This window comes from Streptomyces iakyrus, assembly GCF_000717055.1.
Lineage (GTDB): Bacteria > Actinomycetota > Actinomycetes > Streptomycetales > Streptomycetaceae > Streptomyces > Streptomyces iakyrus.
Genome location: NZ_JNXI01000019.1, coordinates 11,700 through 36,269 on the forward strand (window position 1 = coordinate 11,700; position 24,570 = coordinate 36,269).

Here is a 24,570-nt window from a genome sequence, read left to right on the forward strand (position 1 = left end):
CGGTTCCCGGCGCGGCAGACCTGCTTCTGAGGCACCGGCAGACCTACTTCTGGAGCACCGACAGGTCCTCGTCCGCCTCCGGGACGGCCACCGTGCCGCGGTCGTCCGGCAGGGTCTGCACGGTGAAGGCGGGGACGCCGCCCTCGGTCGCCGCCAGGGTGCGGGCTCCGTAGACCGGGCCGCCGGAGACCGGCTCGACCGTGATCGCGTAGGTGCCCTTCAGGCCGCCGGGGACCGGGGGTGCGATGTCCTGGGTGGTGCCGGCCTTGAGCGTGTACGTCTTCGACACCGGGGTCCCGCCCTCGCTGCCGGCCGAGGCGGTGACCTTGACCGTGGCGGCGGCGTTGGGGGCCGTCAGGGACAGGGTGCTGTCCTTGCCGCTGTTGCCCGCGGACGTCGCGCGCGTGCCGACGGGACGGCTCGCCGGGATGAACGCCGTCTCCTGCTTGTCGCCCTTGCCGCGTACCACCCGCAGGGCCGCCACGACCGGCACGGACCGGTCCGCCGGCGTCAGGACCAGGGAGCCCGCCTCACCGCGGGTGACGTCGCCGAGGTCGACGGCGGTCGTCATGCCGCCCTTGACGTGCACGGTCTCGTGACCGGCCGGCGTGATCAGCCCGGAGGGGGAGGCCAGCCGCACCTTCAGGTCCGCGTCCGCGTCGGCGGGGGTGAAGGCGACCAGGCGCACGGAGGTGGCGTCCTTGGGGATGCCGGGCAGGACCAGGCTGCCCGACGGGTCGGCGGACGCGGCCAGCCAGTCACCGCCGAGCTTGTCGTCCAGGGCCTGCACGGCGGCGCCCACGCGTCCGCTGCGGACGTTGACGTGCACGGTGAGGTCGGTCTGCCGCTCGTCGGTGAGGGTGGACAACAGGACCGGCTCGCTGGAGTGCGGCGGGACCGTGATGCCCTCCCCCACCGCGGACTTCAGGGCGCCGTCCTTGCCGTAGAGCTCGATGTCGACCACGGCGGCCGAGTCGTCGGGGTTGGTCAGGTGGACGTAGTCGGTGCGGTCGGCGTCCGTGCCGGCTCCGGGGAACCAGAAGTCGGTGTCCGGAGCGGTGCAGTTGACGCCCTGCAGGCCCCGGCCGGTCCCCGCGGCGACCTCGGTCGTCTCCTGGACGGTCCAGCCGGGCGCGAACCTGCCGTCCGCGGTCCCGACGAGGGCGGGCGCGTCGCCGCCGGAGCTGTCGCCGGTGACCGGCTTGCCGGGCTCCTTGGGCGTCAGCACCGGTTCCGCGGGCTTGTCCTTGCCGGACTTCCCGTCGTCCTTGCCCGTGCCTTCTTCCTTGCTGTCGGCCGGGGCGTCCGCCGACTCCTCGGTGGCCGCCCGCAGTTCGGCCTTGCCGCCGCTCCCGGTGCCCTTCGTGACGGGCGTGAAGGACGTGTAGGACGTCTCGGCGAGGTCGGACGTGCTGGGCGCCGGGCACAGCAGACTCGTGCGCTCCACGGGCAGTTGGGCGGCCGCCTTGGCGGCGGTGTCCGTGCCCGGGGCGTCCGGAGCCGACAGCGCGGCGAAGCCGGTGACGGCGGCGAGCGCGGTCGTGCCGGCGATCAGGGACAGGGTGGTGCGGTTCACTGCTGGCTCCCGTCGGGACGCTCACTGCCCGTGCCGTGGGGGTGGTGCTGCTGCGCCGGGTCGTACGGCGTGCCGTAGCCCTGCTGGTAGGCCTGGTCGTAGCCCTGCTGGTCGTACGGCGGGTTCTGGCCCTGCCCCCCGTACGCGTACGGGTCGTACTGGCCGCCCTGATAGGGGTCCGGCTGGTACTGCTGCCCGTAGGCGTCCGCCGGGTACGGGGTGTTCTGGTACTGGTCGCCGTAGTTCGCGTACTGGCCGCCCTGGTAGGCGGTGTTCTCCCACTCGGCGTGGTTCTGCTGCGGGGGCACGGCCACCGGCGGCTGCTGCGGCTGCGGGGGCGGGAACTCCTCGGGGCCCGCGGTCTCCTCGGCCTCGGACTCGGCCTCCGCCTGGGCGCGCAGGCGCCGGGCACGGCGGCCCTCGCCGGCGACGGCCTGGGCCGGGACGGCCGGCTCCTCGGGGAGGTCGTCGTCGATGTCGCGGCGCCGGCCTGGCAGGGCGAGCACTACCAGGACGACGGCGAGCAGGCCCTGGGCCCACAGCCAGGCCGTGTGGCCGATCGGGTCGTCGTAGGTGACGTCCAGCCTGCCGCCGGTGGCGGGCAGTTCGAAGCCCTGGGCCCAGCCGTCGACCGTGGTGGGGGTCAGCGGCTTGCCGTCGAGCGTGGCGGACCAGCCGTCGGAGGCGGAGTCGGCGAGGCGCAGCACGCGTCCGTCCGCGCCGGTCGGGATCGTCGTGTGGATGTCGACGGGTCCGGCGGCGACGGGCTGCGGGGTACCGGCGGATCCGGAGGCGGGGGCGATGGTGGCGCGCGCGACCTCACGGTTGACGCGCCACAGGGCGCCGCCGTCCTGCTGGCTGAGGCGGGTCAGGCCGGGCGTGGCGTCGAGGACGCGGGTGACCTCGCGGGGCGCGCCCTGGTGGACGAGGACGTAGCGCACGGCGAAGCCGCCGAGCTGGCCGGCCTGGTCCGCGCCGGAACCGGCGACCAGGTTGGCGACGACCTTGTCGAGCCTGCTGTTCTCCCCGTCGGCGGCGGCGATCTCGCCGTCGCCCAGGCGGGCGCCCGAGCCGCGGACCAGCATGTAGCCGACATGGGCGCCGGAGTCGCTGTCGAGGACGAGGGTGCGGGCCTGGTCGCGGGTGCCGCTCTCCTCGGCGACGAACGCCGGGACCTGGGTCGGGTCGCGCCGCTCCAGCGGGCCGTCGGCGCCCCGGATCATCCAGCCGGCGGCGATGAGCAGCGGGCCCGCGGCCGAGGCGAAGGCGATCAGGACGGCGACCGGCTGGCGCCAGCCGAAGCTCTGCTCGGCCACCCGCGCGCGGGCGCCGTCGGCGCCGAGCGCGGCGGCGGCCAGCAGGGCGATGCCGTAGACGAGGGTCGCCGGGCCGGCCCAGGTGGAGCCGTTGGCCAGGACCGCGAAGACGAAGCCGGTCAGGGCGACCGCCCAGGCCGTCCAGATGCCCGACTGGCGTTCCGAGCGGACCAGGGCGGCGAGGGCGGCGAGCACGATGCCGATGAGCATGAGGCCGCTGACGGTGCCGGGGCCGCCCGGGCTGGCGCCGAGCAGGTCGAGGGCGGAGGCGGCCGAGGGGCCGTAGTCGAGGCCCGCTTCCTTCAGGAAGCCGAACGGGAGCAGCGTCAGCGACCAGGGCGCGAGGAGCAGCAGGGGGGTACCGAGCTGGGCGAGGAACCGCAGCCCGTAGGCCGTGATGTCGCTCCGGCGCAGCACCAGCAGCCCGATGCCGAGCAGCAGCGCGATGGGCCACACGATCGGCGTGAAGGCGGTGGTGATGGTCAGCAGCAGCGCGTACGCCCAGGTGGCGCGCCAGCTGCCGCGGGCCCCGGCGGAGTTCGTCAGGCCGCCGGCCGCGATGCCCGCGCGGGCGATGAGCGGCAGCAGCACGGCCAGGACGGCGGTGCCGATGCGGCCGCCGGCGAGGGCGCCGGTGGCGGCGGGCAGGAAGGCGTAGACGACGGCCGCCCAGGCGCGCAGCAGACGGGACTCGACGAGCGGGCGGGAGGCGAAGTAGGCGGCGACGCCGGCCAGGGGCACCGAGCCGACGAGCAGGACCGTGACGGCCAGGCCGGTCGAACCGAACAGCAGGGACGCCAGCATCGCCACGAGCGCGATGTACGGCGGCGCGGACGAGGTGCCGCCGGCGCCGACCGGATGCCAGGCGTCCAGGTAGCGCGACCACAGCTCGGCGGAATCGGCCGGGGCGGGCAGCAGGGCGCCGCCCGCGAGGGCACCGCCGCCCAGGAGCTGACGGCAGGCGGCCAGGGAGACGAGCAGCAGTACCAGGAAGAGGACCGGGCCGGGCTTGCGCGCGATGCGCTTGAGCCGGGCGAACTGCTCGATCTCCAGGAAGTCGGCGTCGTCGCCGCCGGGGCCCGACTCGACGGCACCGCCGTGCCGTCCCGCGCCGGCGGCGACCTCCGGGTCGGAGCGGCCGACGAGGCTGCTCGCGACCTGCTCGACGGTGACGCGGACGGTCGCGCCGGGCGGCGGGAACAGCGCCCGCAGCTCGCCCTTGTCGATCCGGGGTGCGCCTCTGCCGCGCCGCCCGGCGAGGATCCGCTCGGGCCGGAGCAGCGTGCCCAGCAGGCCGCGGATCTCGTCGACGGCCTGCCCTGGGACCTTGCCGACCAGGTAGGCCACGGTCCGCAGCAGGGTGCCGAGCACGATCCGCAGCATCACCCAGGGGAGGACGGCCGTACGCGAGTTGACGAGCAGGGTGTAGACCGCGCCGGCCTTGTCGACCTTGTGCGGGGAGGCGGCCGTACGGCCCATGCAGTCGACCGTGCGGCGCTCGCGGCTGGACGCCTCGGCGTGGCGGACGACCGCCTCGGGGGCGACCAGGACGCGGTAACCGGCCGCGTGCGCGCGCCAGCACAGGTCGACGTCGTCGCGCATGAGGGGCAGGTGGCGGTCGAATCCGCCGAGCTGCTCGAAGACGTCGCGGCGCACGAGCATGCCGGCGGTCGACACCGAGAGCACGGTCCGGACGTGGTCGTGCTGGCCCTGGTCCTGTTCGCGGCGGTCGAGGCCGGTCCAGCGGCGGCCCGAGTTGGCGATGGAGACGCCGACCTCCAGCAGCTGCCGCCGGTCGTACCAGCCGCGGAGCTTGGGGCCCACCACGGCGACGTCCTCGCGGCCCAGCTCGTACTCGTTCTCCACGACCCGCAGCAGCTGGGCCAGGGCGTCCGGGTCCGGGGCGCAGTCGTCGTGCAGCAGCCACAGCCACTGCACCGGCTCGCCGTGCGGCAGTTCGGGCAGGTCGTAGGCGTCGTCGCGCCACGAGCGCGTGACGGGGTCCCAGCCGCTGGGGCGCTTCAGGTACGGCAGCTCGTCCGGGGTGAGGACCGGGGCGGTGCGGCCGCACTCCTCGACGGCCTGGCCGAAGCCGGTGCGGCGGGCGAGGTGCAGCACGCGGTCGGCGCCGAGGGCGTCGGTGACCAGCTGGGCGGAGGCGTCCGCGCTGCCGGTGTCGGCGCCCATCGCGTACTGGACGGGGCGCTCCTGGCCGAGCAGCCCGGCGAGCGCGTCGGGCAGCCAGCGGGCGCCGTCGTGGGAGACGAGGACCGCGGTCACCACATGACGCGGGAACTCAGGTGTGGCAGCGGCGTCGTGATGGGCTGCCGAGTGGCTGTGCACGGACATCGAGGTACGGGCCCCGGTTCGGTGGACTGCGGTGGACGCCCGCGCCCTCAGGGGGCGGTGGGGCGTCTCGGACGAGCGACCACACTATCGGCTGCACGGAAGACGGCCCGCCGCCTGTGGATAACCCACGGGCGACGGGCCGTTCACGCAGAGGGGTGGGGGTCAGACGGCCGCCTTCTTCAGCCGGCGGCGCTCCCGCTCGGACAGGCCGCCCCAGATGCCGAACCGCTCGTCGTTGGCGAGGGCGTACTCGAGGCACTCGGAGCGGACCTCACAGGCGAGGCAGACCTTCTTGGCCTCCCTGGTCGAGCCGCCCTTCTCGGGGAAGAAGGACTCGGGGTCGGTCTGGGCGCACAGCGCGCGCTCCTGCCAGCCGAGTTCCTCGTCCGCGTCGTCGACCAGCAGTTGCTGCACCGTCTCGGTCATGTGCGCCCCTCGTCTGTCTTCGCGTCCCCGTGATCTAGCCGTTACCGATTCCGGCTGAACGACACGAGTGAAATTACAAGTGTGCTGCTCCGGGCGAGTCAAGCCGAGATCTGCTATTGAGCCCCTTATTCACTCTGCGGAACCAAGCCCATGCGGAAAGTGTTCAAATCACCATAAAACCTGACACACGGGTGGAGCCCACGAGGGCCCACACGTTCCGCCGGACCCCTCGCAGACCTCTACGGAGAAGGACGCCCAGGAGTTCGATCTCGTTCCGACACGCACGTCGAAGCGAAACGGATCACAGTCGGATCACGACTACGCAACGGGGTTTGCGCGCCCGGTTGGACGCCATGTGTCCCGGGCGGGCCATGAACAAACCTTTCATCTGAGCGATCGACCGGATGAGGTGAACCACATCCCACATACCGGGTGTCGAGTTGACAGTGGAGGTGTGAACCGGTGTCCTTGTGGGCATGCTCGCGAACTCGGCACTCACCTCGACCCGCACCGCCGGGTCCCACGGTGCTGCCCGCGCTCGCTGTAGCTGTTGCTGTCCCAGCTGTTGAGCCACACCCGCTCCAGCTGAAGGCCGAGCCACCACCCGTGCCTCGGCTCCGTTCCCTCTGACCTTCTTTCACTGAGGAACCAGGCACCCCATGAACAGCGACAGCGACCTCCAGATCGCCGGCGACATCCTCGAAGTCACGCACCTCCTCCAGACCCCCCGCGAGCACCCGGCCACGGTCGCCGAGTTCGTCGGCCTGGCCCGTTCCCTCGCCGAGGACCGCTCCCAGTGGGAGCACCTCGTCCGCTACGACGCCACCACCCGCTGGTACCACCGGCTGCGCACCGGCCCCGGCTACGAGGTGTGGCTGCTGTCCTGGGTCCCCGGGCAGGGCAGCGGGCCGCACGACCACGGCCGCTCCTCCGGCGTGCTGACCGTGCTGGACGGCACGCTGACCGAGCGCACGGAGCGGGGCACGCGCGCCTTGCGGGCGGGCGCGCAGCGCGTGTTCGCGCCGGGGTACGTGCACGAAGTGGTCAACGACGCGCTGGAGCCGGCGGTGAGCCTGCACGTCTACTACCCGGGCCTCACCGAGATGCCGATGCACACCGCCCCGCACTGCGAGGCGCGAGCCCTGCCGGGTGCCGTGACTGCCTGACCCGGATGTCGTAGCCGCCTGCAAGACTGTCGCCCATGCGCATTGTGGTTCTGGCAGGCGGCATCGGCGGTGCCCGGTTCCTGCGTGGTCTGAAGCGGGCCGTCCCGGACGCGGACATCACGGTCATCGGCAACACCGGGGACGACATCCACCTCTTCGGGCTGAAGGTCTGCCCGGACCTCGACACGGTGATGTACACGCTCGGCGGCGGCATCAACGAGGAGCAGGGCTGGGGGCGCGCCGACGAGACCTTCCACCTCAAGGAGGAGCTCGCGGCGTACGGCGTCGGGCCCGAGTGGTTCGGTCTCGGCGACCGGGACTTCGCCACCCACATCGTGCGGACGCAGATGATCGGCGCCGGATATCCGCTGAGCGCGGTGACGCAGGCGTTGTGCGACCGCTGGAAGCCGGGCGTCCGGCTGATCCCCATGTCCGACGACCGCGTCGAGACGCATGTGGCCGTCGAGATCGACGGCGAGACCAAGGCGATCCACTTCCAGGAGTACTGGGTGCGGCTGCGCGCCTCGGTGCCCGCCCGGGCCGTCGTGCCGGTCGGCGCCGACCAGGCGAAGCCCGCGCCGGGCGTCCTGGAGGCCATCGCCGAGGCGGACGTGATCCTCTTCCCGCCGTCCAACCCGGTCGTGTCGATCGGCACGATCCTCGCCGTGCCGGGCATCCGGGAGGCGATCGCCGACGCCGGGGTGCCGGTCGTCGGCCTCTCCCCCATCGTCGGCGACGCGCCCGTGCGGGGCATGGCCGACAAGGTGCTCGCCGCCGTGGGCGTCGAGTCGACCGCGACGGCGGTGGCCGAGCACTACGGCTCGGGCCTGCTGGACGGCTGGCTCGTGGACTCGGTGGACGCCGCAGCGGTGGGCCGGGTCGAGGCGGCCGGGATCCGCTGCCGGGCCGTGCCGCTGATGATGAGCGACGCCGACGCGACCGCGCGGATGGCCCGGGAGGCACTGGCCCTGGCCGAGGAGGTGCGGGGGGCGTGAGCGGCGAGACGCAAGGAGCCGCCGGGTACCGGGTGTGGGCCCTGGGCGGGATACCGGAGGTCACGGCCGGGGACGACCTGGCCAAGCTGATCGCGGGCGCCGAGCCCGGCCTGGCCGACGGGGACGTGCTGCTCGTCACCTCGAAGATCGTGTCCAAGGCGGAGGGCCGGGTCGTGCGGGCTGCCGACCGGGAGGCCGCGATCGACGCGGAGACGGTTCGCGTGGTGGCCCGGCGGGGCACCCTGCGGATCGTGGAGAACCGGCAGGGCCTGATCATGGCCGCGGCCGGTGTCGACGCGTCCAACACCCCGTCCGGGACGGTGCTGTTGCTGCCCGAGGACCCGGACGCCTCCGCCCGTGCCATCCGTGACGGACTGCGTGACGCCCTCGGCGTCGACGTCGGCGTCGTCGTCACCGACACCTTCGGCCGGCCCTGGCGCGCCGGGCTCACCGACGTCGCGATCGGGGCCGCCGGAGTGCGCGTGCTCGACGATCTGCGGGGCGGCACGGACACGTACGGCAATCCGCTCAGCGCCACCGTCGTCGCCACGGCCGACGAGCTCGCCGCCGCGGGCGACCTGGTCAAGGGCAAGGCCGCGGGGCGGCCCGTCGCGGTGGTGCGCGGGCTTCCGCACCTGGTGGCACAGGGCGGGGACGGCGAGGGAGCGCGGGCCATGGTCCGCGGCGCGCGAGACGACATGTTCCGCCTCGGCACCTCGGAGGCGGTCCGGCAGGCCGTGACCCAGCGGCGCACGGTCCGGTCCTTCACCGACGAGCCCGTCGACGCGGGTGCCGTACGGCGGGCCGTGACCGCTGCGGTGACCGCCCCGGCGCCGCACCACACCACACCGTGGCGGTTCGTGCTGCTGGAGTCGGAGGAGTCGCGCACCCGGCTGCTCGACGCCATGCGGGACGCCTGGATCGCCGATCTGCGGCGGGACGGCAAGAGCGAGGAGTCCATCGCCAAGCGGGTCCGGCGCGGGGACGTGCTGCGCAACGCGCCCTACCTCGTCGTCCCCTGCCTGGTCATGGACGGCTCCCACACGTACGGCGACCCGCGGCGGGACGGCGCCGAGCGGGAGATGTTCGTGGTCGCCGCCGGCGCCGGGGTGCAGAACTTCCTGGTCGCGCTGGCCGGGGAGCGGCTGGGGTCGGCCTGGGTGTCGTCGACGATGTTCTGCCGTGACGTGGTGCGCGAGGTGCTGGAGCTGCCCGCGGACTGGGACCCGATGGGGGCGGTGGCGGTCGGGCATCCGGCCGGGGAACCGCGGCCGCGGCCCGGGCGGGACGGGGAGGCGTTCATCGAGGTGCGGTGACAGGTGCCGGGCGGCGCCTACGCTCGTAGGGCTGCTCCTTCAGGATCCCAGGGACGTCATTCATGGCAGGACGGTTCGCTCAGCGGCCCACGCGTACCACGGTGCGCGGCGGGCATGTCGCCGTGCCCCCGGGCGTGCCGCGGCAGGCGACGGGGCCGGGGCGGGTACGCGCGTGGGCGCCGGACGGGCCGCTGGATCTCGGCCTGGTGCTCGGGCCGTTGCGGCGCGGGCCCGGCGACCCGACGTTCCGGGCGACGCCGGACGGGTCCGTGTGGCGGACCAGTCTCACTCCGGCCGGGCCCGGGACGCTGCGGGTGTGCGCGTACGGCGGTGGGGTGCGCGGGGAGGCCTGGGGGCCCGGGGCGGAGTGGCTGCTGGAGGGGCTGCCGGAGCTGCTCGGGGCCGCGGACGACCCGTCGGCGTTCGTGCCGCGGCACCGGCTGCTGGCGTCGGCCCGGCACCGGCGGCCGGGATTGCGGCTGACCCGGAGCGGGCTCGTGCTGGAGTCGTTGATCCCGTCGATCCTGGAGCAGAAGGTCACGACCGACGAGGCGTACCGGGCGTGGCGGCTGCTGGTGCGGAAGTACGGGGAACCTGCGCCGGGCCCCGCGCCCGCGCGGATGTACGTGATGCCGGAGCCGCGGACGTGGGCGCTGATTCCGTCGTGGGAGTGGCATCGGGCCGGGGTCGACAACAAGCGGGCGTCGACGATCCTGCGCGCCGTGCGGGTCGCCGCGCGGCTGGAGCAGGCGGTGGGGATGGAGCCCGGGGCGGCTCGGGCGCGGCTGGAACTGGTGCCGGGGGTCGGGCCGTGGACCTCCGCGGAGACGGTGCAGCGCAGTCACGGGGCGGCCGACGAGGTGACGGTGGGGGATCTGCATCTGCCCGGGATCGTGGGGTGGGCGCTGGCCGGGGACCGGGATGCGGATGATACGGCGATGCTGGAGCTGCTGGAGCCGTATGCGGGGCAGCGGCATCGGGCGGCTCGGTTGATTCTGCTGAGCGGGAGGGTGCCGGCGCGGCGGGCGCCGAAGATGCCTCGGTGGGATATCGGGCGGTTGTAGCGGGCGGTTGTGAACTGCCGGGCTCTGGTGCTCGGCGTTGGTGCCAAGGGCGGGTGGGTGCGCAGCTCGGCGCGACGAGGTGCCGCTGCGCCCACCCTCCCCCGAGCTCTCGGCTTCGCTCGAGCAGGGGGGACCCCCATCGCCCCTAGCGGCACGCATGCCCGCAGCGGGAGCCCGTGTCCTACTGGTCCGACGAGAAGCGGACCGCTCCTGCTGGGATGCGGGCGTCGCACCATATGCGGGCGCCCTCCAGGAGTTCGTTGTCGGGGCCGATCACCGCGCCGTCGCCTATGACCGTGCCAGTGAGGACCGAGCGTTGGCCGACGCGGGCCCGGGTGCCGATGAGGGAGTCGGTGATGACCGCGCCCGGTTCGATGACCGCGCCGGGCAGGATCGTGCTGCCGAAGATCCGCGCGCCCTCCGCGACGAATGCGCCCTCGCCCACCACCGTGCCGCCCGACAGCTTGGCGTCGGAGGCGACCCGGGCCGTCGGCAGGACCAGGCGGTCGCCGCAGCGGCCGGGCACGGCGGGCGACGGAGCCCGGCCCAGGACCAGGTCCGCCGAACCCCGGACGAAGGCCGCCGGGGTGCCGAGGTCCAGCCAGTACGTCGAGTCGACCATGCCCTGGAGGTGGGCACCGGCCGACAGCAGATGCGGGAAGGTCTCGCGTTCCACCGACACCGGCCTGCCGAGCGGGATGGAGTCGATGACCGAGCGGCGGAAGACGTAGGCCCCCGCGTTGATCTGGTCGGTGACGATCTCCTCGGGGGTCTGCGGCTTCTCCAGGAACGCCAGCACCCTGCCCGTGTCGTCGGTGGGGACCAGACCGTACGCGCGCGGGTCCGTGACCTTCGTCAGGTGCAGGGAGACGTCCGCGCCCGACGACGCGTGGGTGTCGACCAGGGCCCGGATGTCGAGGCCCGTCAGGATGTCCCCGTTGAAGATCAGGACCGGGTCGTCGGGGCCGGAGTGCAGCCGTGAGGCCACGTTGCGGATGGCGCCGCCCGTGCCGAGCGGCTCCTCCTCGGTGACGTACTCGAGGTGGAGCCCCAGCGCGGAGCCGTCACCGAAGTACGGCTCGAAGACTTCGGCCAGATAGGACGTGGCCAGGACGATGTGCTCGACGCCTGCCGCTCTCGCTCTCGCCAGCTGGTGCGTGAGGAAGGGCACCCCGGCCGCCGGGACCATGGGCTTGGGCGTGTGCACCGTGAGCGGGCGCAGCCGCGTGCCCTTGCCGCCGACCAGGAGGATCGCTTCTGTCACGTGTCGTCTCTGCTTCCTGCCGGGACCGGCCGAACTGTCTTTCGGCCGGTCAGTGTATGCAGACCGTTCCGTGGCGCCTTCGCTGGCCGTGCGGCATTACGTCCCATGTCCCCGCATGCCCCCCGACGGCGGTCGAACGTGTACTCAGCGGCCCTGGTAGCGGGCCGCCTTGGAGCGGGCCGAGCCGAGCTTCCCGTAGAGCTTGCGTCCCGGGCACGCGGTCTTGAAACCGTCCCGGTGCCCCGAGATCACGTTCAGCCGTACCTTCTTACCCTTCCGGTGGAGATTGCTGCCGGCCGACTTCAGGTACGTCTTCCCCTTCGGGTTCATCCGGTACAGCCCCAGCTTCCAGGCGGTCAGCCGGGCGATGGCCTTGACCGCCGACTTCGACGGCTTCGTGGCACCGTACGACCCGAGGACGGCGATCCCCATGCTGTTGCTGTTGAAACCCAGGGTGTGCGCGCCGAGGACCGGTTTCGCCACGCCTCCGGCACGGCCCTCGTAGATCTTTCCGCACTTGTCGATGAGGAAGTTGTAGCCGATGTCCCGCCACCCCATGCTCTTGACGTGGTAGCGGTAGATACTGCGGATGAGTGACGGGACCTGCGAGCAGCGGTACTTGTTGCCGCTCGCCGTGTGGTGCACGAAGGCCGCCTTGACCTTCTTCGTGTACCGGAGGCCGCTCTCCCGCAACCCCTCGTTCGCCCCCCAGCCGCGCCGCGTGACGATACCCGGGCGCGGCCCGACGTACGGCTTGGCCTGCCGCTGCTGTTCCGTCAGCCCGCCGGGGTTGAGGGCGAGGTACTGCTGCTCGGTCCGGGTGCGGCTCAGTGCCGCGATCTCGGTGGCGCCGAGGGGGGCGAGGTCGGCGTTGGCGGCGGCGGCTTCGGTGAGGGCGGAGGTCTCGGCGTTCGGGGCGCCGGCGGTGCGGGGGCCTTCCTCCGCGCCGAGGGAGGTGGCGTCGTCCTCGCCGGGGTCGACGAGTTCGAGGCGGAGGCCGGAGGGCAACGGGGGTGCCGCGGGCAGACGGCGAGCGTCCCGGGACTGCTCCGCCGAGCGGTCGGGCTCGGAGCGGACCCGGAGTTCGACGCCGTCGGAGTCGCCCACCCACAGCGGGGCCGTGGCACCGCGGACGCGGCCCGAGGCCCGCTCGGGGGTGCCCGGGTCGGCGGCGTGGTCGGCGTGGGTCTCCACGTCCTGCCAGCCCGACCAGACGCCGGTGCCGGCGGCGCGGGTGCGGACCCGGACGCGGCCGTGCAGTTCGGCGTCCGGGTCGTCCCAGACGACGCCGAGGAGGGAGAAGTGACGTACGGCCCGGCGGGGCAGGCCCTGTTCGGCGGAGGAGGGGGCGGAGGGAGTGGCGCGGTCGCGGGTGAGGGGTTCGAGGGGGAGGGACTGGGTGCTGCCGGCCGGGGTCGTGGCCGAGGTCCCCGCGTGGGGCGCGGGTCTCGCCGTCGTCGCGGCTCCCGTGGCCGGCACCGGTCTCGCCGTCGCCGCGAGAGCGGGAGGGGTGAGGGGAAGGGCCAGAGCGGCCGCACAGGTGACACCGATCGAGGAAGCAAGGAATCCACGCATGCCCCTGATCTTGGACATAGTCATACAAGTCTGTCCATTTGGGATGTGACGGGCCGTCGGCCGGGTTCGGCCGAACCGGTGGCGGATGCCCGGCGGGGCGGTGGCCGGGCCGCTGGGCGCAGGGGCGCGCGCCGCGTACGCTTGCGCGGATGAACGCCACCGATCGCACCCCCGCCGACCTGCTGGGTTCCGCGCTCGCCGCGGACCCGGGACGTCCCCTGGTGACCTTCTACGACGACGCCACGGGCGAACGTGTCGAACTGTCCGTGGCCACCTTCGCCAATTGGGTGGCGAAGACCGCCAACCTCCTCCAGGATGAGCTGTCCGTCGAGCCCGGCGACCGGGTGGCGCTGCTGCTGCCCGCGCACTGGCAGACGGCGGTGTGGCTGCTGGCGTGTGCGTCGGTGGGCGTCGTGGCGGACGTGTCCGGGGATGCCCGGGCGGCCGATGTCGTGGTGAGCGGCCCGGACCGGCTGGAGGAGGCCCGGGCCTGCTCCGGCGCGCGGATCGCGATGGCGCTGCGGCCGCTCGGCGGGCGGTTTCCGCAGGCGCCCGAGGGGTTCACCGACTACGCGGTGGAAGTCCCGGGGCAGGGCGACCGGTTCGTGCCGTACGCACCCGTGGATCCGGAGGGGCCCGCGCTGGTCGTGGCCGGGCGGGAGTTCAGCGGGGCCCAGGTGGTCGAGCGGGCCCGGGCCGAGGCGACGGCGCTGGGCCTGACCGGGCCGGGGTCGCGGATCCTGTCGGGGCTGCCGTACGACACGTGGGACGGGCTGAACGCGGGGCTGTACGGGCCCCTGGCCACGGGAGGCTCCGTGGTGCTGTGCCGGCATCTGGACCAGGCCGGGGACGGCGTGCTGGACAAGCGGGTGGAGAGCGAGCGGGTCACGACGATCGCCCGCGGCACCGCGGGCCGGTAGCCGGGCCCTCTGCCGTACGGCCCCTCTCCCGTACGACCCCTCTCCGGTACGCGCCCCTCCCCCGTACGGACCATCCCCACCCACCCCCCGCCCGCCATCCGCGTCATGGTCGTAGGAGCAGTGCGCGCGGGGCGTTCCTACGTCAGGAGGGGTGGTTGCTGCCGTGGGCTACAGGGTCGGTCCGGGCACGGGGGCGTCCGCCAGCGGGCGGGGGCTCGTGCGGCGGCGCCGGCGGCGGTGGGTGCGGATCACGGCGTTCGGGGTCACAGGTCTCCTCGTGGCCGCCGGGGGGATCGGCTGGGCCGTGTACGCGAAGCTCAGCGGGAACATCACCCCTGACGAGGCGGCCGCCGCCGAGCTCGCGCGCTACGACCGGGAGCGGCCCACCTCCCTGGTCAAGGACGCCCGCAACATCCTGCTGATCGGGTCGGACTCGCGCGAGGGGGGTGACAACGCCCGCTACGGGCGGGACTCCGGCACCGAGCGGTCCGACACCACGATCCTGCTGCACCTGTCCGCCGGCCGGGACAACGCCACCGCCGTCTCCATCCCCCGGGACCTGATGGTGAACCTGCCGGGCTGCCGGCGTCCGAACGGGTCCCGCAGCGCGCCCCGGTTCGCCATGTTCAACCAGGCCTTCCAGCTCGGCGGCTCGGCCTGCACCATCCGGACCGTGGAGAAGCTGACCGACATCCGCGTCGACCACCACGTCGTTGTCGACTTCCACGGCTTCAAGAAGATGGTCGACGCGGTCGACGGCGTCGAGGTGTGCCTGCGGCAGCCGATCGACGACCGGGCCGCCAAGCTGCGGCTGCCCGCCGGGCGCGTGACGCTCGACGGCGAGCAGGCCCTCGGCTACGTGCGCGCCCGCAAGACCCTGGGCGACGGCAGCGACACCGAGCGGATGGAGCGTCAGCAGCATTTCCTCGGGGCACTCGTCAACAAGGTGCGCAGCAATGACGTCCTGCTGAATCCGGCGAAGCTGTATCCCGTGCTGGACGCCGCCACGTCGTCCCTCACCACCGACCCGGAACTGGCGAGCTTGCGTGGTTTGTACGCACTCGTGCGCGGCCTGCGCGACATCCCCATGGAACAAGTGCAATTCCTGACCGTCCCCCGGGAGTCGTACGCCTACGACGCCAATCGCGACCAACTCGTGGAGCCCGCGGCAAAGCGGCTGTTCGAGCGGCTGCGTACGGACACACCGGTGGTGGTGGAGGACAACGGCCCACGTGACGGGTCGTACGGGGATTCGCATCCGGGTCCCTTTCGCGATCCCGCCGTCACCGTTTCTCCTCCACCGACGTTTCGGGGGAACACGGCAGCCGAGGACACCTGCGAGTAAAGCGGGCACCAAGGCCGCTCCAAGGCAATGAGCCCCTCACCTTGGAAATGGGCGAATTGCCCAGCTGTAGGGACGTGGAATGGGTCACCGTCGTCGCCCGGCGGCGAAAGGGGCGGTTAGTGTGAGCGATCCGGTGCGCCCGGCCCTGAGGGAAGGTCCCGAGGTCGCGCACTGTGTGACCGAGACCCGGGCGCCTTGGAGGGGAAGGCGCCGCGTGCCCCGACGGAGGAAACAGGCAACCGTGGACGCGCAAGGCCGTGGGCGGGCGGACGACATCGATCCCGCAGATCAGTGGGTGCTCAACCCGAACACCGGTGAATACGAACTGCGACTGGGGCCGTCCGCACCGCAGTCGGGCGTCCCCTCGCCCCGCAAACCACGGTCCTCCGAGGCGGCCCCGCCGGCCCGGACCCGCACGGAGGCGCCCGGCCGGTCGCGGCCCGAGACGCCCGGACGCGCGGTGCCGCAGCCGCGCAGGCGCCGCGGGGCGCCGGAGGAGCCGCTGCCGGGGCGGCGTGGACGGCGTCCGGCGAAGAAGGCCTCGAAGAGCAGGAAGGTCCTGCTGTGGACCGGCGGCGCGATGGCGTTCGTCCTGGTCGCCGGCGCGGGTGCCGCGTACTTCTACATCGAGCACCTGAACGACAACATCGCGTCGGTCTCCGACGACGGCGCGAGCACCGGTGGCTTCAGCAAGGACAAGGCGATCAACATCCTGCTGATCGGCACCGACAAGCGCACCGGCAAGGGCAACGGCAGCTACGGCGACGCGGGCAGTGTCGGGCACGCCGACACCACGATCCTGCTGCACGTCTCCAAGGACCGTTCGAACGCCACCGCGCTGAGCATCCCGCGTGACCTGATCGTCGACGTGCCGGACTGTCCGACGACACAGGAGGACGGCACCCAGAAGATCATCCCTGGCACGCAGCAGGTCCGCTTCAACACGAGCCTCGGCCAGGACGGCCGTACGCCCAGCTGCACGGCGCGTACCGTGACCGAGCTGACCGGGGTCAAGCCGGACAACTTCATGGTGGCGGACTTCAACGCGGTCAAGACGCTGACCAGCGCAGTGGGCGGGGTCGAGGTCTGTGTGGGCAAGGACCTCGACGACCCGGACTCGCACCTCAAGCTGTCCAAAGGCGTGCACACCATCGAGGGCGAGCAGGCGCTGGCCTTCGTCCGCACCCGGCACGCCGTCGGTTTCGGCGGCGACCTGAGCCGGATCGGCCTCCAGCAGCAGTTCCTGAGCGCGCTCATGCGCAAGCTGAAGTCCAACGACACCCTCACCAGCCCGTCGAAGATGCTCGACCTGGCCGAGGCGGGCACGAAGGCGCTGACCGTCGACTCGCAGCTGGACAGCATCGGCAAGCTGAAGGACCTCGGTCTGGAGCTGGGCAAGCTCAACACCAAGAACCTGACCTTCACCACCGTCCCGGTGATCGACAACCCGACGGAGAAGGTCAAGGCCACGGTCGTGCTCAACGAGTCGACGGCTCCGCAGGTCTTCGACATGATCAGGAACGACGTCTCCTTCACCGCCGTCAAGGAGCGGAAGAAGAAGGAGGCCGCCGCGGTCGCCGCCCGGCTGAAGGGCACCAAGGCCCCGGCCTCCGAGGTGCGGGTGCGGATCCTCAACGGCGGTGCCGTCGCCGGCAGCGCCCAGGAGACCCTCAGCTGGCTGCAGAACGAGGAGGGCGTGACCAAGTCGGAGAACGCCGGCAACGCGCCCGCCCCGCTGGCGAAGACGACCCTGGAGTACGCGCCCGACCAGGCCGACCAGGCCCGCCGCCTCGCGGACATCATGGGTCTGTCCGGGTCCGCGATGAAGCCGGGCGAGAGCGTGACCAACGACCAGGGGCTGCCCGCGATGACGCTGACCCTGGGCAAGGACTTCGAAGGGGCGGGCGTCTCCCTCACCGCGCCCGCCAAGGCACCGGAAGGGGTGCAGAAGTCCACCGCCGACAAGGTGGAGTGCGCCAAGTGACGCGTCACGCCGTCACGTTCACCGGACTTCCTTCAAACAAATGGGCGGGATTGCCCAGTTGTGAGACGTGGAATTTGTCACCCACGTCGCTTGACGCCGAAGTGTGCGGATAGTGTGTGCGATCCAGTGCTCTCACCCATGAGGTCCGTCCTGGGGCGTGCACTGCTCGACCAGCACCGTGCGCCTTCCGGGGGAGGGCGCCGCGTGGCCCGACGGAGGAATCAGGCACGTGGACGCGCAAGGCCGTGGGCGGGCGGACGACATCGACCCCGCAGACCAATGGGTGCTCAACCCGAACACCGGCGAATACGAACTGCGACTGGCCCCTTCCGCAGCGCAGTCGTCCGTGCCCGGCCCCCGCGGTGCCGGCGGCCGAGGCCGTGGCCCGACCGGAGCGGCCGGTGCGCCAGGCGCCCGCCGGACCGCCCCCGCCCGGCGTCCCGGGGCCGCGGCACCCGCTGATGACGCTCCCTCCCCGCGCAGACGCACCGGCGCCCCGGCCGAGGCGGCCGCGGGACGGCGCGGGCGCCGCCCGGTTCCGAAGAAGGCGAAGGGCAAGAAGGTCCTGATGTGGACCGGCGGTTCACTGGCCTTCGTCCTGATCGGGGCGAGCGGGGCTGCCTACCTCTACTACGAGCACCTCAACAACAACATCACGTCCGTCTCCGACGACGGCGCCGGCACCGGCGGCTTCAGCAAGGACCGCGCGATCAACATCCTGCTGATCGGCACCGACAAGCGCACCGGCAAGGGCAACGAGGGCTACGGCGACAAGGACAGCGCCGGGCACGCGGACACCACACTGGTGCTGCACGTCGCCAAGGACCGCTCGAACGCGACCGTGCTGAGCATCCCGCGGGACCTGATCACCGACATCCCGGACTGTCCGACGACCCAGGAGGACGGCACCGAGAAGATCATCCCGGGCCAGCAGCGCACGCGCTTCAACAACAGCCTCGGGCAGGAGGACCGCACCCCGAGCTGCACCATGCGCACGATCACCGAGCTCACCGGGCTGAAGATGGACCACTTCATGGTGGCCGACTTCAACGCGGTCAAGACGCTGACCAGCGCCGTGGGCGGGGTCGACGTGTGCCTGGCCAAGGACATCAAGGACAAGGACTCCAAGCTCGACCTGCCCAAGGGCGAGCACACGATCGAGGGCGAGCAGGCGCTGGCCTTCGTCCGCACCCGGCACTCCGTGGGCTTCGGCGGTGACCTGAGCCGGATCGAGCTGCAACAGCAGTTCCTGGGCTCGATGCTGCGCAAGCTGAAGTCCAACGACACCCTCACCAGCCCGTCGAAGATGATCAAGCTGGCCGAGGCGGGCACCAAGGCGCTGACCGTCGACTCCCAGATCAGCACGATCAAGAAGCTGGCCGATCTCGGGGCCGAGCTGGGGAAGTTCGACACCAAGAACCTCACGTTCGCCACGGTGCCCGTCGTCGACAACCCCGCGGAGAAGGTCAAGGCCACGGTGGTCCTGAAGGAGCCGCAGGCCCAGCAGCTCTTCGCGATGGTCCGGGACGACGTGTCGCTGACCGACGTGAAGCAGCAGAAGAAGAAGGAGAAGGCCGCCGAGGCCGCCCGGCTGAAGGGCAGCAAGGCCCCGGCCTCCGAGGTGCGGGTGCGGATCCTCAACGGCGGTGCCGTCGCCGGCAGCGCCCAGGAGACCCTCAGCTGGCTGCAGGTCCAGGAGGGCGTGACGAAGTCCGAGAACGCGGGCAACGCCGAACAGCCCCTGGCCCGGACGACGCTGGAGTACGGACCCGACGAAGCGGACCAGGCACGCCGGCTTGCGGAGATCATGGGCCTGTCCGGGGCCGCGCTCAAGCCGGGCAAGAGCGTGACCAACTCCCAGGGCGTGCCCGCGATGACACTGACCCTCGGCAAGGACTTCGAAGGGGCGGGCGTGCCCCTCACCACTCCGGCGAAGGTTCCGGAGGACGTCCAGAAGGCCACGGCCGACAAGGTCGAGTGCGCGAAGTGACCTGACCGTCCCGTCCTGCGTCTAACAGGCGGACGGAGCATGCCCGGACGAATCGGCCGGGTGTACATCCGACCGGGCATGTCAGTGGTCCAACCAGTAGCGGGGACGGCCGTGCGCCGCGGAACACCGGGGGAACCCGTGGTCCGGGGCGGGCACGGGGCGCCCGCGATCCGAACGACGCGGGGCGGACCCGTGGGTCGGCCGTAGGGGTGGGGAGGCAGGGGCATGGCGCAGAGTGACGTGCGCGGAGGCGGCACCCGGCGTGAGTCGGGCGGCGGCCTGGCCCAGGACGAACGTCCGGGGACGGCGGCGTCCGCCGCGGGCGGGGGCGCGGAGGGAGGGGGCGGCCAGGGCCGTCGGCATGGCCGGCGACGCGGCGGCGGACGCCGGATAGTGCGCTGGTTCGCGCTCGTGCTGTCCGTACTGATACTCGGGACGGCCGGCGCCGGATACCTCTACTACCGCCATCTCAACGGCAACATCGACAAGGGCAAACGCAACAGCGGCGAGTCCGACGTCAAAAAGACCGGGCCCAACGCGGCGGGCCAGACCCCGCTCAACATCCTGCTGATCGGCTCCGACAGCCGGAACTCCGCGGAGAACGTCAAGCTCGGCGGCAGCAGGGACAACGTCGGCAGCAAGCCCCTGGCGGACGTGCAGATGCTCCTGCACGTCTCGGCCGACCGCGAGAGCGCGTCCGTGGTGAGCATCCCGCGGGACACCCGGGTGGACATCCCCAAGTGCGTCGACCCGGACACCGGGGAGACCTACCCGGCCAAAAACACGATCATCAACGAGACGCTCCAGCGCGGCGGCCCGGGCTGCACCCTGGCCACCTGGCAGAACCTCACCGGCGTGTACATCGACCACTGGATGATGGTCGACTTCGCCGGAGTGGTGGACATGGCGGACGCCGTCGGCGGTGTCCCGGTCTGCGTCAACCAGAACGTGTGGGACCGGCCGCTGTCCGGCCAGCGCGGCGGCTCCGGACTGAAGCTCAAGGCCGGCACGCACAAGGTGCAGGGCAAGGAGGCGCTGCAGTGGCTGCGCACCCGCCACGCCTGGGGCAGTGACCCGCTGCGCGCCAAGGCACAGCACATGTACATGAACGCGATGATCCGGACGCTGAAGGAGCAGAACGTCTTCACCGACACCGGCCGTCTGATGGGCCTGGCCGAGGCGGGCACGAAGGCGCTGACGGTGTCCGAGGAGATCGGCACGGTCAAGGAGCTGTACGACGTCGGCATGCAGCTGAAGTCGGTCCCGACCAACCGCATCACGATGACGACGATGCCGTGGATCGAGGACCCCCTGAACCGCAACCACCTGGTGCCCAAGCCGGAGGACGCCGACAAGATGTGGGCGATGCTCCGCGACGACGTCTCCTTCGACAAGGCCGGAAAGGCCCGCGCGGCCACGGCCTCGGGTCCGTCCCCGGCGTCGGTGCAGGCCACGGGTCCGGCCGCGGCGCCTGCCGCCGGGCTGTCGGTCACGGTCGTCAACGGGACGGCGAGCGACGAGCTGCGCGCCGTTCCGCATCGGGCCGCCGCGATCGTGGCGGCGTTGCAGCAGGAGGGCTTCACCCAGGCCGTCGCCGCGAGCCGGCAGGACCCGCACGCCCGGACCCAGGTGACGTACCCGAAGAGCACGGGCGAGCAGGGCCGTGCCAACGCGCTGTCGGTGGCGAAGGCGGTCGGCATCCCGAGCAGCCAGGTGCGGGCCACGGACGACGTCACCACCACGCTGACGATCGGCAGCGACTGGCGGGAGGGCACGGCCTACCCGAAGCAGAAGGCGCCCGAGGCGGGCGATCTGCCCGACTCCGCGGACGCGCTGAGCGCGGACAAGACGGAGTGCATGGACGTGTACAAGCCCTACCAGTGGTGAACCCCGCGGTCTGAGTGAGCCGAGCGCGCCGTCCGGCCGGTGGCGTGAAGGGCTGGTTCAGGCCGGACGGGACGCTGCCGCGCAGGATCCCGTCCGCGCAGACCGCGGGCCCCCTCCCCGTCCGGGAAGGGGGCCCGTGGCCGCGTCGGGTCAGCTCGCGGCGGCGTCGGCGCGCACCGCGGGGCGCCGGGAGGCGATGACCTTCTTCGCCAGCGCCCGCGGGCTGGTCAGGAAGCCCCAGCCCCACGACATGTGCATCGTGGCCAGCGCCACGGGGATCTGCAGCCGCGCCTTCAGGGGCAGGCCCTTGCCCGCCGGAACCGAACCGAGCAGGATCGCCGCGAGGTAGCCGCCGGGCACCACGAAGCCCCAGGGCGTCAGCAGGGCGCCCACCAGGATGCCGGCCCCGATCGCGCACACGGCGGTCGGCGGGGCGAGGTAGCGCAGGTTGATCGAGCCCTCGTGGTAGCGGGCCACCACGTGCCGCCAGCGGCCGTAGTCCTTGTACTGCTTGGCCAGCGCCTTCACGCTCGGCCGAGGCCGGTACGACACCTTCAGCTCGGGCGAGAACCAGATCAGCCCGCCGGCCTCACGGATGCGGAAGTTCAGCTCCCAGTCCTGGGCGCGGATGAACTCCACGTTGTAACCGCCCTGCCGCTCCAGCGCCTCGCGCCGGAACACACCCAGGTAGACGGTCTCGGCCGGGCCCGCCTGACCACCGGTGTGGAAGGCGGCGTTGCCGACCCCTATCTTCGAGGTCATCGCGGCGGCGACCGCGTGCTCCCAGTCATTCTCGCCCTCGGCGTGCATGATGCCGCCGACGTTCTGCGCGCCGGTCTCCTCCAGGAGCCGTACGGCGGTCGCGATGTAGTTCGGCGAGAGCATGCCGTGCCCGTCGACGCGGACGACGATCGGATGCCGGGAGGCGTTGATCGCCGCGTTCAGCGCAGCGGGCGTACGGCCGGTGGGGTTGGGGACGGTGTGGATACGCGCGTCTTCGGCCACGAGCTCGGCGGCGATCTCGTCCGTGCGGTCCGTGGACGGACCGAGGGCGATCACGACCTCCATCTCGCCGGCGTACTCCTGCGCGAGGATCGCTTGGACTGCTCCCCGCAGATGCCGCTCCTCGTTGAGGACGGGCATGATCACGGAAACGGCGGGGTGCCGCACGTCGGGATTGGCGTTCATAGGGGGCTCACGTTACCGCGAACGGGGGACACCCTTGCGCGCCGCCGGGGCGGTGGCGCGGGCCGCAGATCGTATCGGCCTACGGTTTCACGGATCCCACGTACGGCCGTCGTCCGGAGGTGCCCCATGCCCACGCCGCCGCGGTCCCCTCGGTCCAGCGCCGCTCCCAGCCGCCCCCAGCCCGCCGCCCCCCGCCGCGCTCCGCACCGGCCGGCACCGCCCGCGCGGCGGCCGCGCTGGGGCATGCGGGCGGTCACCACGCTGTCCGTGGTGGTCCTCGCCTCCGCCGGCATCGGACACGCGGTGATGACCAGCCTGGACGCGGACATCACCCGGGTCGACCCCTTCAGGGACATGAAGAACCGCCCGCAGGCGGGCCACGGCATGAACATCCTGATGGTCGGCACCGACGGCCGCGAGAAGATCAGCAGGGAGGAGCGCCAGAAGTACCGGCTGGGCGGCGCCCCCTGCCACTGCACCGACACGATCATGATCGTGCACATCTCCGAGGACCGGGAACGGGCGAGCGTGGTGAGCCTGCCGCGCGACTCGTACGCGGTGACGCCGGCGCACGTCGACCGGGTGTCGGGCAAGCGGCACAACGGCCATCCCGTCAAGCTGAACGCCGCGTACGCCGAGGGCGGACCGCAGCTGACCGTGCGCACGGTCGAGAGCATGACCAAGGTGAAGATCGACCACTACCTGGAGGTCGACTTCACCAGCTTCATGAAGACGGTGGACGTGGTCGGGGGCGTGCCGATCTGCACCGCTGAGCCCCTGCGGGACAGCTACACCGGTCTGAACCTGCCGGCCGGGCGGCACACACTCGCCGGTGGGCAGGCGCTCCAGTTCGTCCGCGCCCGCCACGTCGACGGGGCGTCCGACCTCGGCCGGATGAAGCGCCAGCAGCGCTTCATGGCGGCTCTCGTGGAGCGGCTCACCTCGTCCGGGATCCTCCTCAACCCGATGAAGTTCCGGGACGTGACGCGGGCGGTGCTCGGCTCGGTCCGGGCCGACAAGAGCTTCGGCACGGACGAGATGCTGGACCTGGCCCGCGCCATGCGGAACTTCTCCCCCTCCTCCTCCGAGTTCACGACCGTCCCGATCGAGCGGATGGCCTTCGCCGTGAAGGGCGTCGGATCCACGCTGAAGTGGGACGCCGAGAAGTCCGAGCGGCTCTTCCACGCCCTGCGCCAGGACCAGCCGCTGTCGGTGCACCAGTCGCGCGGCGCGGCCCGGATCGTCCCGGTCGCCCCGCAGCAGATCCGCGTCCAGGTGGAGAACGGCACCCGCACAGCCGGCCTGGGCCGCCGGGTGGACGCGGCCCTGGCCTCGACCGGCTTCCGCACGACCAAGGCTCCGGTGAACTCCGCCACCCGCGACGTCCGGCGCACGATCATCGTCCACGACCCCCGCTGGGACCGCTCCGCCCAGTCCCTCGCGGCGGCTCTGCCGGGCAGTGAGCTCCGGGCGGTCAACGGCCTCGGCCCGACCCTGAAGGTGATCGCCGGCGCGGACTTCGAACGCGTGCGGAAGGTGCGGGCCGAGGACCCGGGGCAGGGCGAGTTCGGGGTGGTGCGGGGCGACGAGGTAGCGTGCTCGTAGGCGCGCGTCAGTCCTCGAAGCCCTCGGCCGCCCGCTTCTCCCGCAGGTCCATGATCGCCCGGCGGCGGGCCAGGCGGTGGGTGCGGCGGATCTGGGCCTCCTGGTAGCGGCGCTTGTCGCGCTCGGTCTCCGGGAGGACCTGCGGGACCCGGCGGGGCTTGCCGTCGGCGTCGACCGCGGCGAAGACGAGGTAGGCGGAACCGACCTGCGTGGCCGGGGCGGACTCGTTCCAGCGTTCGGCCAGGACCCGGACGCCGACCTCCATGGAGGTACGGCCGGTCCAGTTCACCTGCGCCTTGACGTGCACCAGGTCACCGACGCGGACCGGCTCCAGGAACGCCATCTCGTCCATGGACGCGGTGACCGCCGGCCCGCCGGAGTGCCGTCCGGCCACGGCTCCCGCCGCGTCGTCGACCAGCTTCATGATCACCCCGCCGTGCACGGTCCCCAGAAGGTTCGTGTCGTTGTGGGTCATGATGTGGCTGAGGGTGGTGCGGGACGCCGAGGTCGGCTTGCCCGGGATATCCGGACTGCCGGAATCCGCAGCTGGGGCCTGGTCTGTCATGGCCTCTACCTTAAGCCGAGGCCGCACGTGGGGGATTTG

The 24,570-nt window shown here is 72.3% G+C and carries 17 protein-coding genes; 10 read left to right on the forward strand and 7 right to left on the reverse strand.

What is annotated here, in order from left to right; all coding sequences use genetic code 11:
• Positions 1-43: 43 nt before the first annotated feature.
• The 3 genes from OO68_RS28180 to OO68_RS28190 form a co-directional block, all read right to left on the reverse strand.
• The gene (locus OO68_RS28180; protein ID WP_033311984.1) at positions 44-1,576 is read right to left on the reverse strand and encodes a DUF5719 family protein; all 1,533 of its coding nucleotides are present in this window, start codon (positions 1,574-1,576) and stop codon (positions 44-46) included.
• Positions 1,573-5,241: a glycosyltransferase family 2 protein gene (locus OO68_RS28185; protein ID WP_078625495.1), complete on the reverse strand. Its 3,669-nt coding sequence runs from the start codon at positions 5,239-5,241 to the stop codon at positions 1,573-1,575. The genes OO68_RS28180 and OO68_RS28185 overlap by 4 nt, the downstream gene beginning before the upstream one ends.
• 162 nt (positions 5,242-5,403) lie before the next feature.
• On the reverse strand, positions 5,404-5,667 hold the full coding sequence (locus OO68_RS28190) for a WhiB family transcriptional regulator (RefSeq protein ID WP_010034659.1): 264 nt from the start codon (positions 5,665-5,667) through the stop codon (positions 5,404-5,406).
• Between the two features lie 659 nt (positions 5,668-6,326).
• Here OO68_RS28190 and OO68_RS28195 point away from each other — a divergent pair.
• The 4 genes from OO68_RS28195 to OO68_RS28210 all read left to right on the forward strand — a co-directional run bounded on the left by OO68_RS28195 (position 6,327) and on the right by OO68_RS28210 (position 10,208).
• On the forward strand, positions 6,327-6,833 hold the full coding sequence (locus OO68_RS28195) for a cysteine dioxygenase (RefSeq protein ID WP_033311986.1): 507 nt from the start codon (positions 6,327-6,329) through the stop codon (positions 6,831-6,833).
• Positions 6,834-6,868: 35 nt separating this feature from the next.
• Positions 6,869-7,828 carry a 2-phospho-L-lactate transferase gene (cofD, locus tag OO68_RS28200; protein WP_033311987.1) on the forward strand — a complete coding sequence of 320 codons (960 nt, stop codon included), beginning with the start codon at positions 6,869-6,871 and terminating at the stop codon, positions 7,826-7,828.
• Positions 7,825-9,144 (forward strand): coenzyme F420-0:L-glutamate ligase, encoded by a 1,320-nt coding sequence (locus tag OO68_RS28205; protein ID WP_033311988.1) that lies wholly within the window; start codon positions 7,825-7,827, stop codon positions 9,142-9,144. The genes cofD and OO68_RS28205 overlap by 4 nt, the downstream gene beginning before the upstream one ends.
• Before the next feature lie 62 nt (positions 9,145-9,206).
• Complete coding sequence (locus OO68_RS28210) at positions 9,207-10,208, forward strand: DNA-3-methyladenine glycosylase family protein (RefSeq protein WP_033311989.1); 1,002 nt, start codon at positions 9,207-9,209, stop codon at positions 10,206-10,208.
• Positions 10,209-10,389: 181 nt separating this feature from the next.
• Here OO68_RS28210 and manB read toward each other — a convergent pair whose 3' ends face one another.
• Positions 10,390-11,472, reverse strand: a complete 1,083-nt coding sequence (manB, locus tag OO68_RS28215; RefSeq protein WP_033311990.1) for a mannose-1-phosphate guanylyltransferase — start codon at positions 11,470-11,472, stop codon at positions 10,390-10,392.
• 144 nt (positions 11,473-11,616) lie between these two features.
• Positions 11,617-13,047, reverse strand: coding sequence for an N-acetylmuramoyl-L-alanine amidase (locus tag OO68_RS28220; RefSeq protein ID WP_033312139.1), 1,431 nt, complete (start codon positions 13,045-13,047; stop codon positions 11,617-11,619).
• A gap of 149 nt (positions 13,048-13,196) precedes the next feature.
• On the opposite strand from OO68_RS28220, the gene OO68_RS28225 reads away from it, so the two are divergent.
• The 5 genes from OO68_RS28225 to OO68_RS28250 all read left to right on the forward strand — a co-directional run bounded on the left by OO68_RS28225 (position 13,197) and on the right by OO68_RS28250 (position 21,173).
• Complete coding sequence (locus OO68_RS28225; RefSeq protein ID WP_033311991.1) at positions 13,197-13,967, forward strand: TIGR03089 family protein; 771 nt, start codon at positions 13,197-13,199, stop codon at positions 13,965-13,967.
• Positions 13,968-14,208: 241 nt separating this feature from the next.
• The gene (locus OO68_RS28230; RefSeq protein ID WP_245237204.1) at positions 14,209-15,312 is read left to right on the forward strand and encodes an LCP family protein; all 1,104 of its coding nucleotides are present in this window, start codon (positions 14,209-14,211) and stop codon (positions 15,310-15,312) included.
• A gap of 241 nt (positions 15,313-15,553) precedes the next feature.
• A complete protein-coding gene (locus tag OO68_RS28235) occupies positions 15,554-17,296 on the forward strand; it encodes an LCP family protein (RefSeq protein WP_033311993.1) in 1,743 nt (580 codons plus the stop codon).
• Between the two features lie 229 nt (positions 17,297-17,525).
• Positions 17,526-19,286: an LCP family protein gene (locus OO68_RS28240; RefSeq protein WP_033311994.1), complete on the forward strand. Its 1,761-nt coding sequence runs from the start codon at positions 17,526-17,528 to the stop codon at positions 19,284-19,286.
• Positions 19,287-19,511: 225 nt separating this feature from the next.
• A complete protein-coding gene (locus tag OO68_RS28250) occupies positions 19,512-21,173 on the forward strand; it encodes an LCP family protein (protein ID WP_078625497.1) in 1,662 nt (553 codons plus the stop codon).
• A 150-nt stretch (positions 21,174-21,323) separates the two neighbouring features.
• Here OO68_RS28250 and OO68_RS28255 read toward each other — a convergent pair whose 3' ends face one another.
• A complete protein-coding gene (locus tag OO68_RS28255; RefSeq protein ID WP_033311996.1) occupies positions 21,324-22,361 on the reverse strand; it encodes a glycosyltransferase family 2 protein in 1,038 nt (345 codons plus the stop codon).
• A gap of 126 nt (positions 22,362-22,487) precedes the next feature.
• On the opposite strand from OO68_RS28255, the gene OO68_RS28260 reads away from it, so the two are divergent.
• Positions 22,488-23,966, forward strand: coding sequence for an LCP family protein (locus OO68_RS28260; protein ID WP_078625498.1), 1,479 nt, complete (start codon positions 22,488-22,490; stop codon positions 23,964-23,966).
• 7 nt (positions 23,967-23,973) lie between these two features.
• Here the strand turns inward: OO68_RS28260 and OO68_RS28265 are convergent, their stop codons facing one another.
• The gene (locus OO68_RS28265; RefSeq protein ID WP_033311998.1) at positions 23,974-24,531 is read right to left on the reverse strand and encodes an acyl-CoA thioesterase; all 558 of its coding nucleotides are present in this window, start codon (positions 24,529-24,531) and stop codon (positions 23,974-23,976) included.
• Positions 24,532-24,570: the final 39 nt, after the last annotated feature.

What these genes read in the sequence shown, in the direction of transcription:
- OO68_RS28185 (WP_078625495.1), bottom strand. Translation starts at nt 5,241, where the DNA reads ATGTCCGTGCACAGCCACTCGGCAGCCCATCACGACGCCGCTGCCACA.
- OO68_RS28190 (WP_010034659.1), bottom strand. Translation starts at nt 5,667, where the DNA reads ATGACCGAGACGGTGCAGCAACTGCTGGTCGACGACGCGGACGAGGAA.
- OO68_RS28195 (WP_033311986.1), top strand. Translation starts at nt 6,327, where the DNA reads ATGAACAGCGACAGCGACCTCCAGATCGCCGGCGACATCCTCGAAGTC.
- cofD (WP_033311987.1), top strand. Translation starts at nt 6,869, where the DNA reads ATGCGCATTGTGGTTCTGGCAGGCGGCATCGGCGGTGCCCGGTTCCTG.
- OO68_RS28210 (WP_033311989.1), top strand. Translation starts at nt 9,207, where the DNA reads ATGGCAGGACGGTTCGCTCAGCGGCCCACGCGTACCACGGTGCGCGGC.
- OO68_RS28220 (WP_033312139.1), bottom strand. Translation starts at nt 13,047, where the DNA reads ATGCGTGGATTCCTTGCTTCCTCGATCGGTGTCACCTGTGCGGCCGCT.
- OO68_RS28225 (WP_033311991.1), top strand. Translation starts at nt 13,197, where the DNA reads ATGAACGCCACCGATCGCACCCCCGCCGACCTGCTGGGTTCCGCGCTC.
- OO68_RS28250 (WP_078625497.1), top strand. Translation starts at nt 19,512, where the DNA reads ATGGCGCAGAGTGACGTGCGCGGAGGCGGCACCCGGCGTGAGTCGGGC.
- OO68_RS28255 (WP_033311996.1), bottom strand. Translation starts at nt 22,361, where the DNA reads ATGAACGCCAATCCCGACGTGCGGCACCCCGCCGTTTCCGTGATCATG.
- OO68_RS28260 (WP_078625498.1), top strand. Translation starts at nt 22,488, where the DNA reads ATGCCCACGCCGCCGCGGTCCCCTCGGTCCAGCGCCGCTCCCAGCCGC.
- OO68_RS28265 (WP_033311998.1), bottom strand. Translation starts at nt 24,531, where the DNA reads ATGACAGACCAGGCCCCAGCTGCGGATTCCGGCAGTCCGGATATCCCG.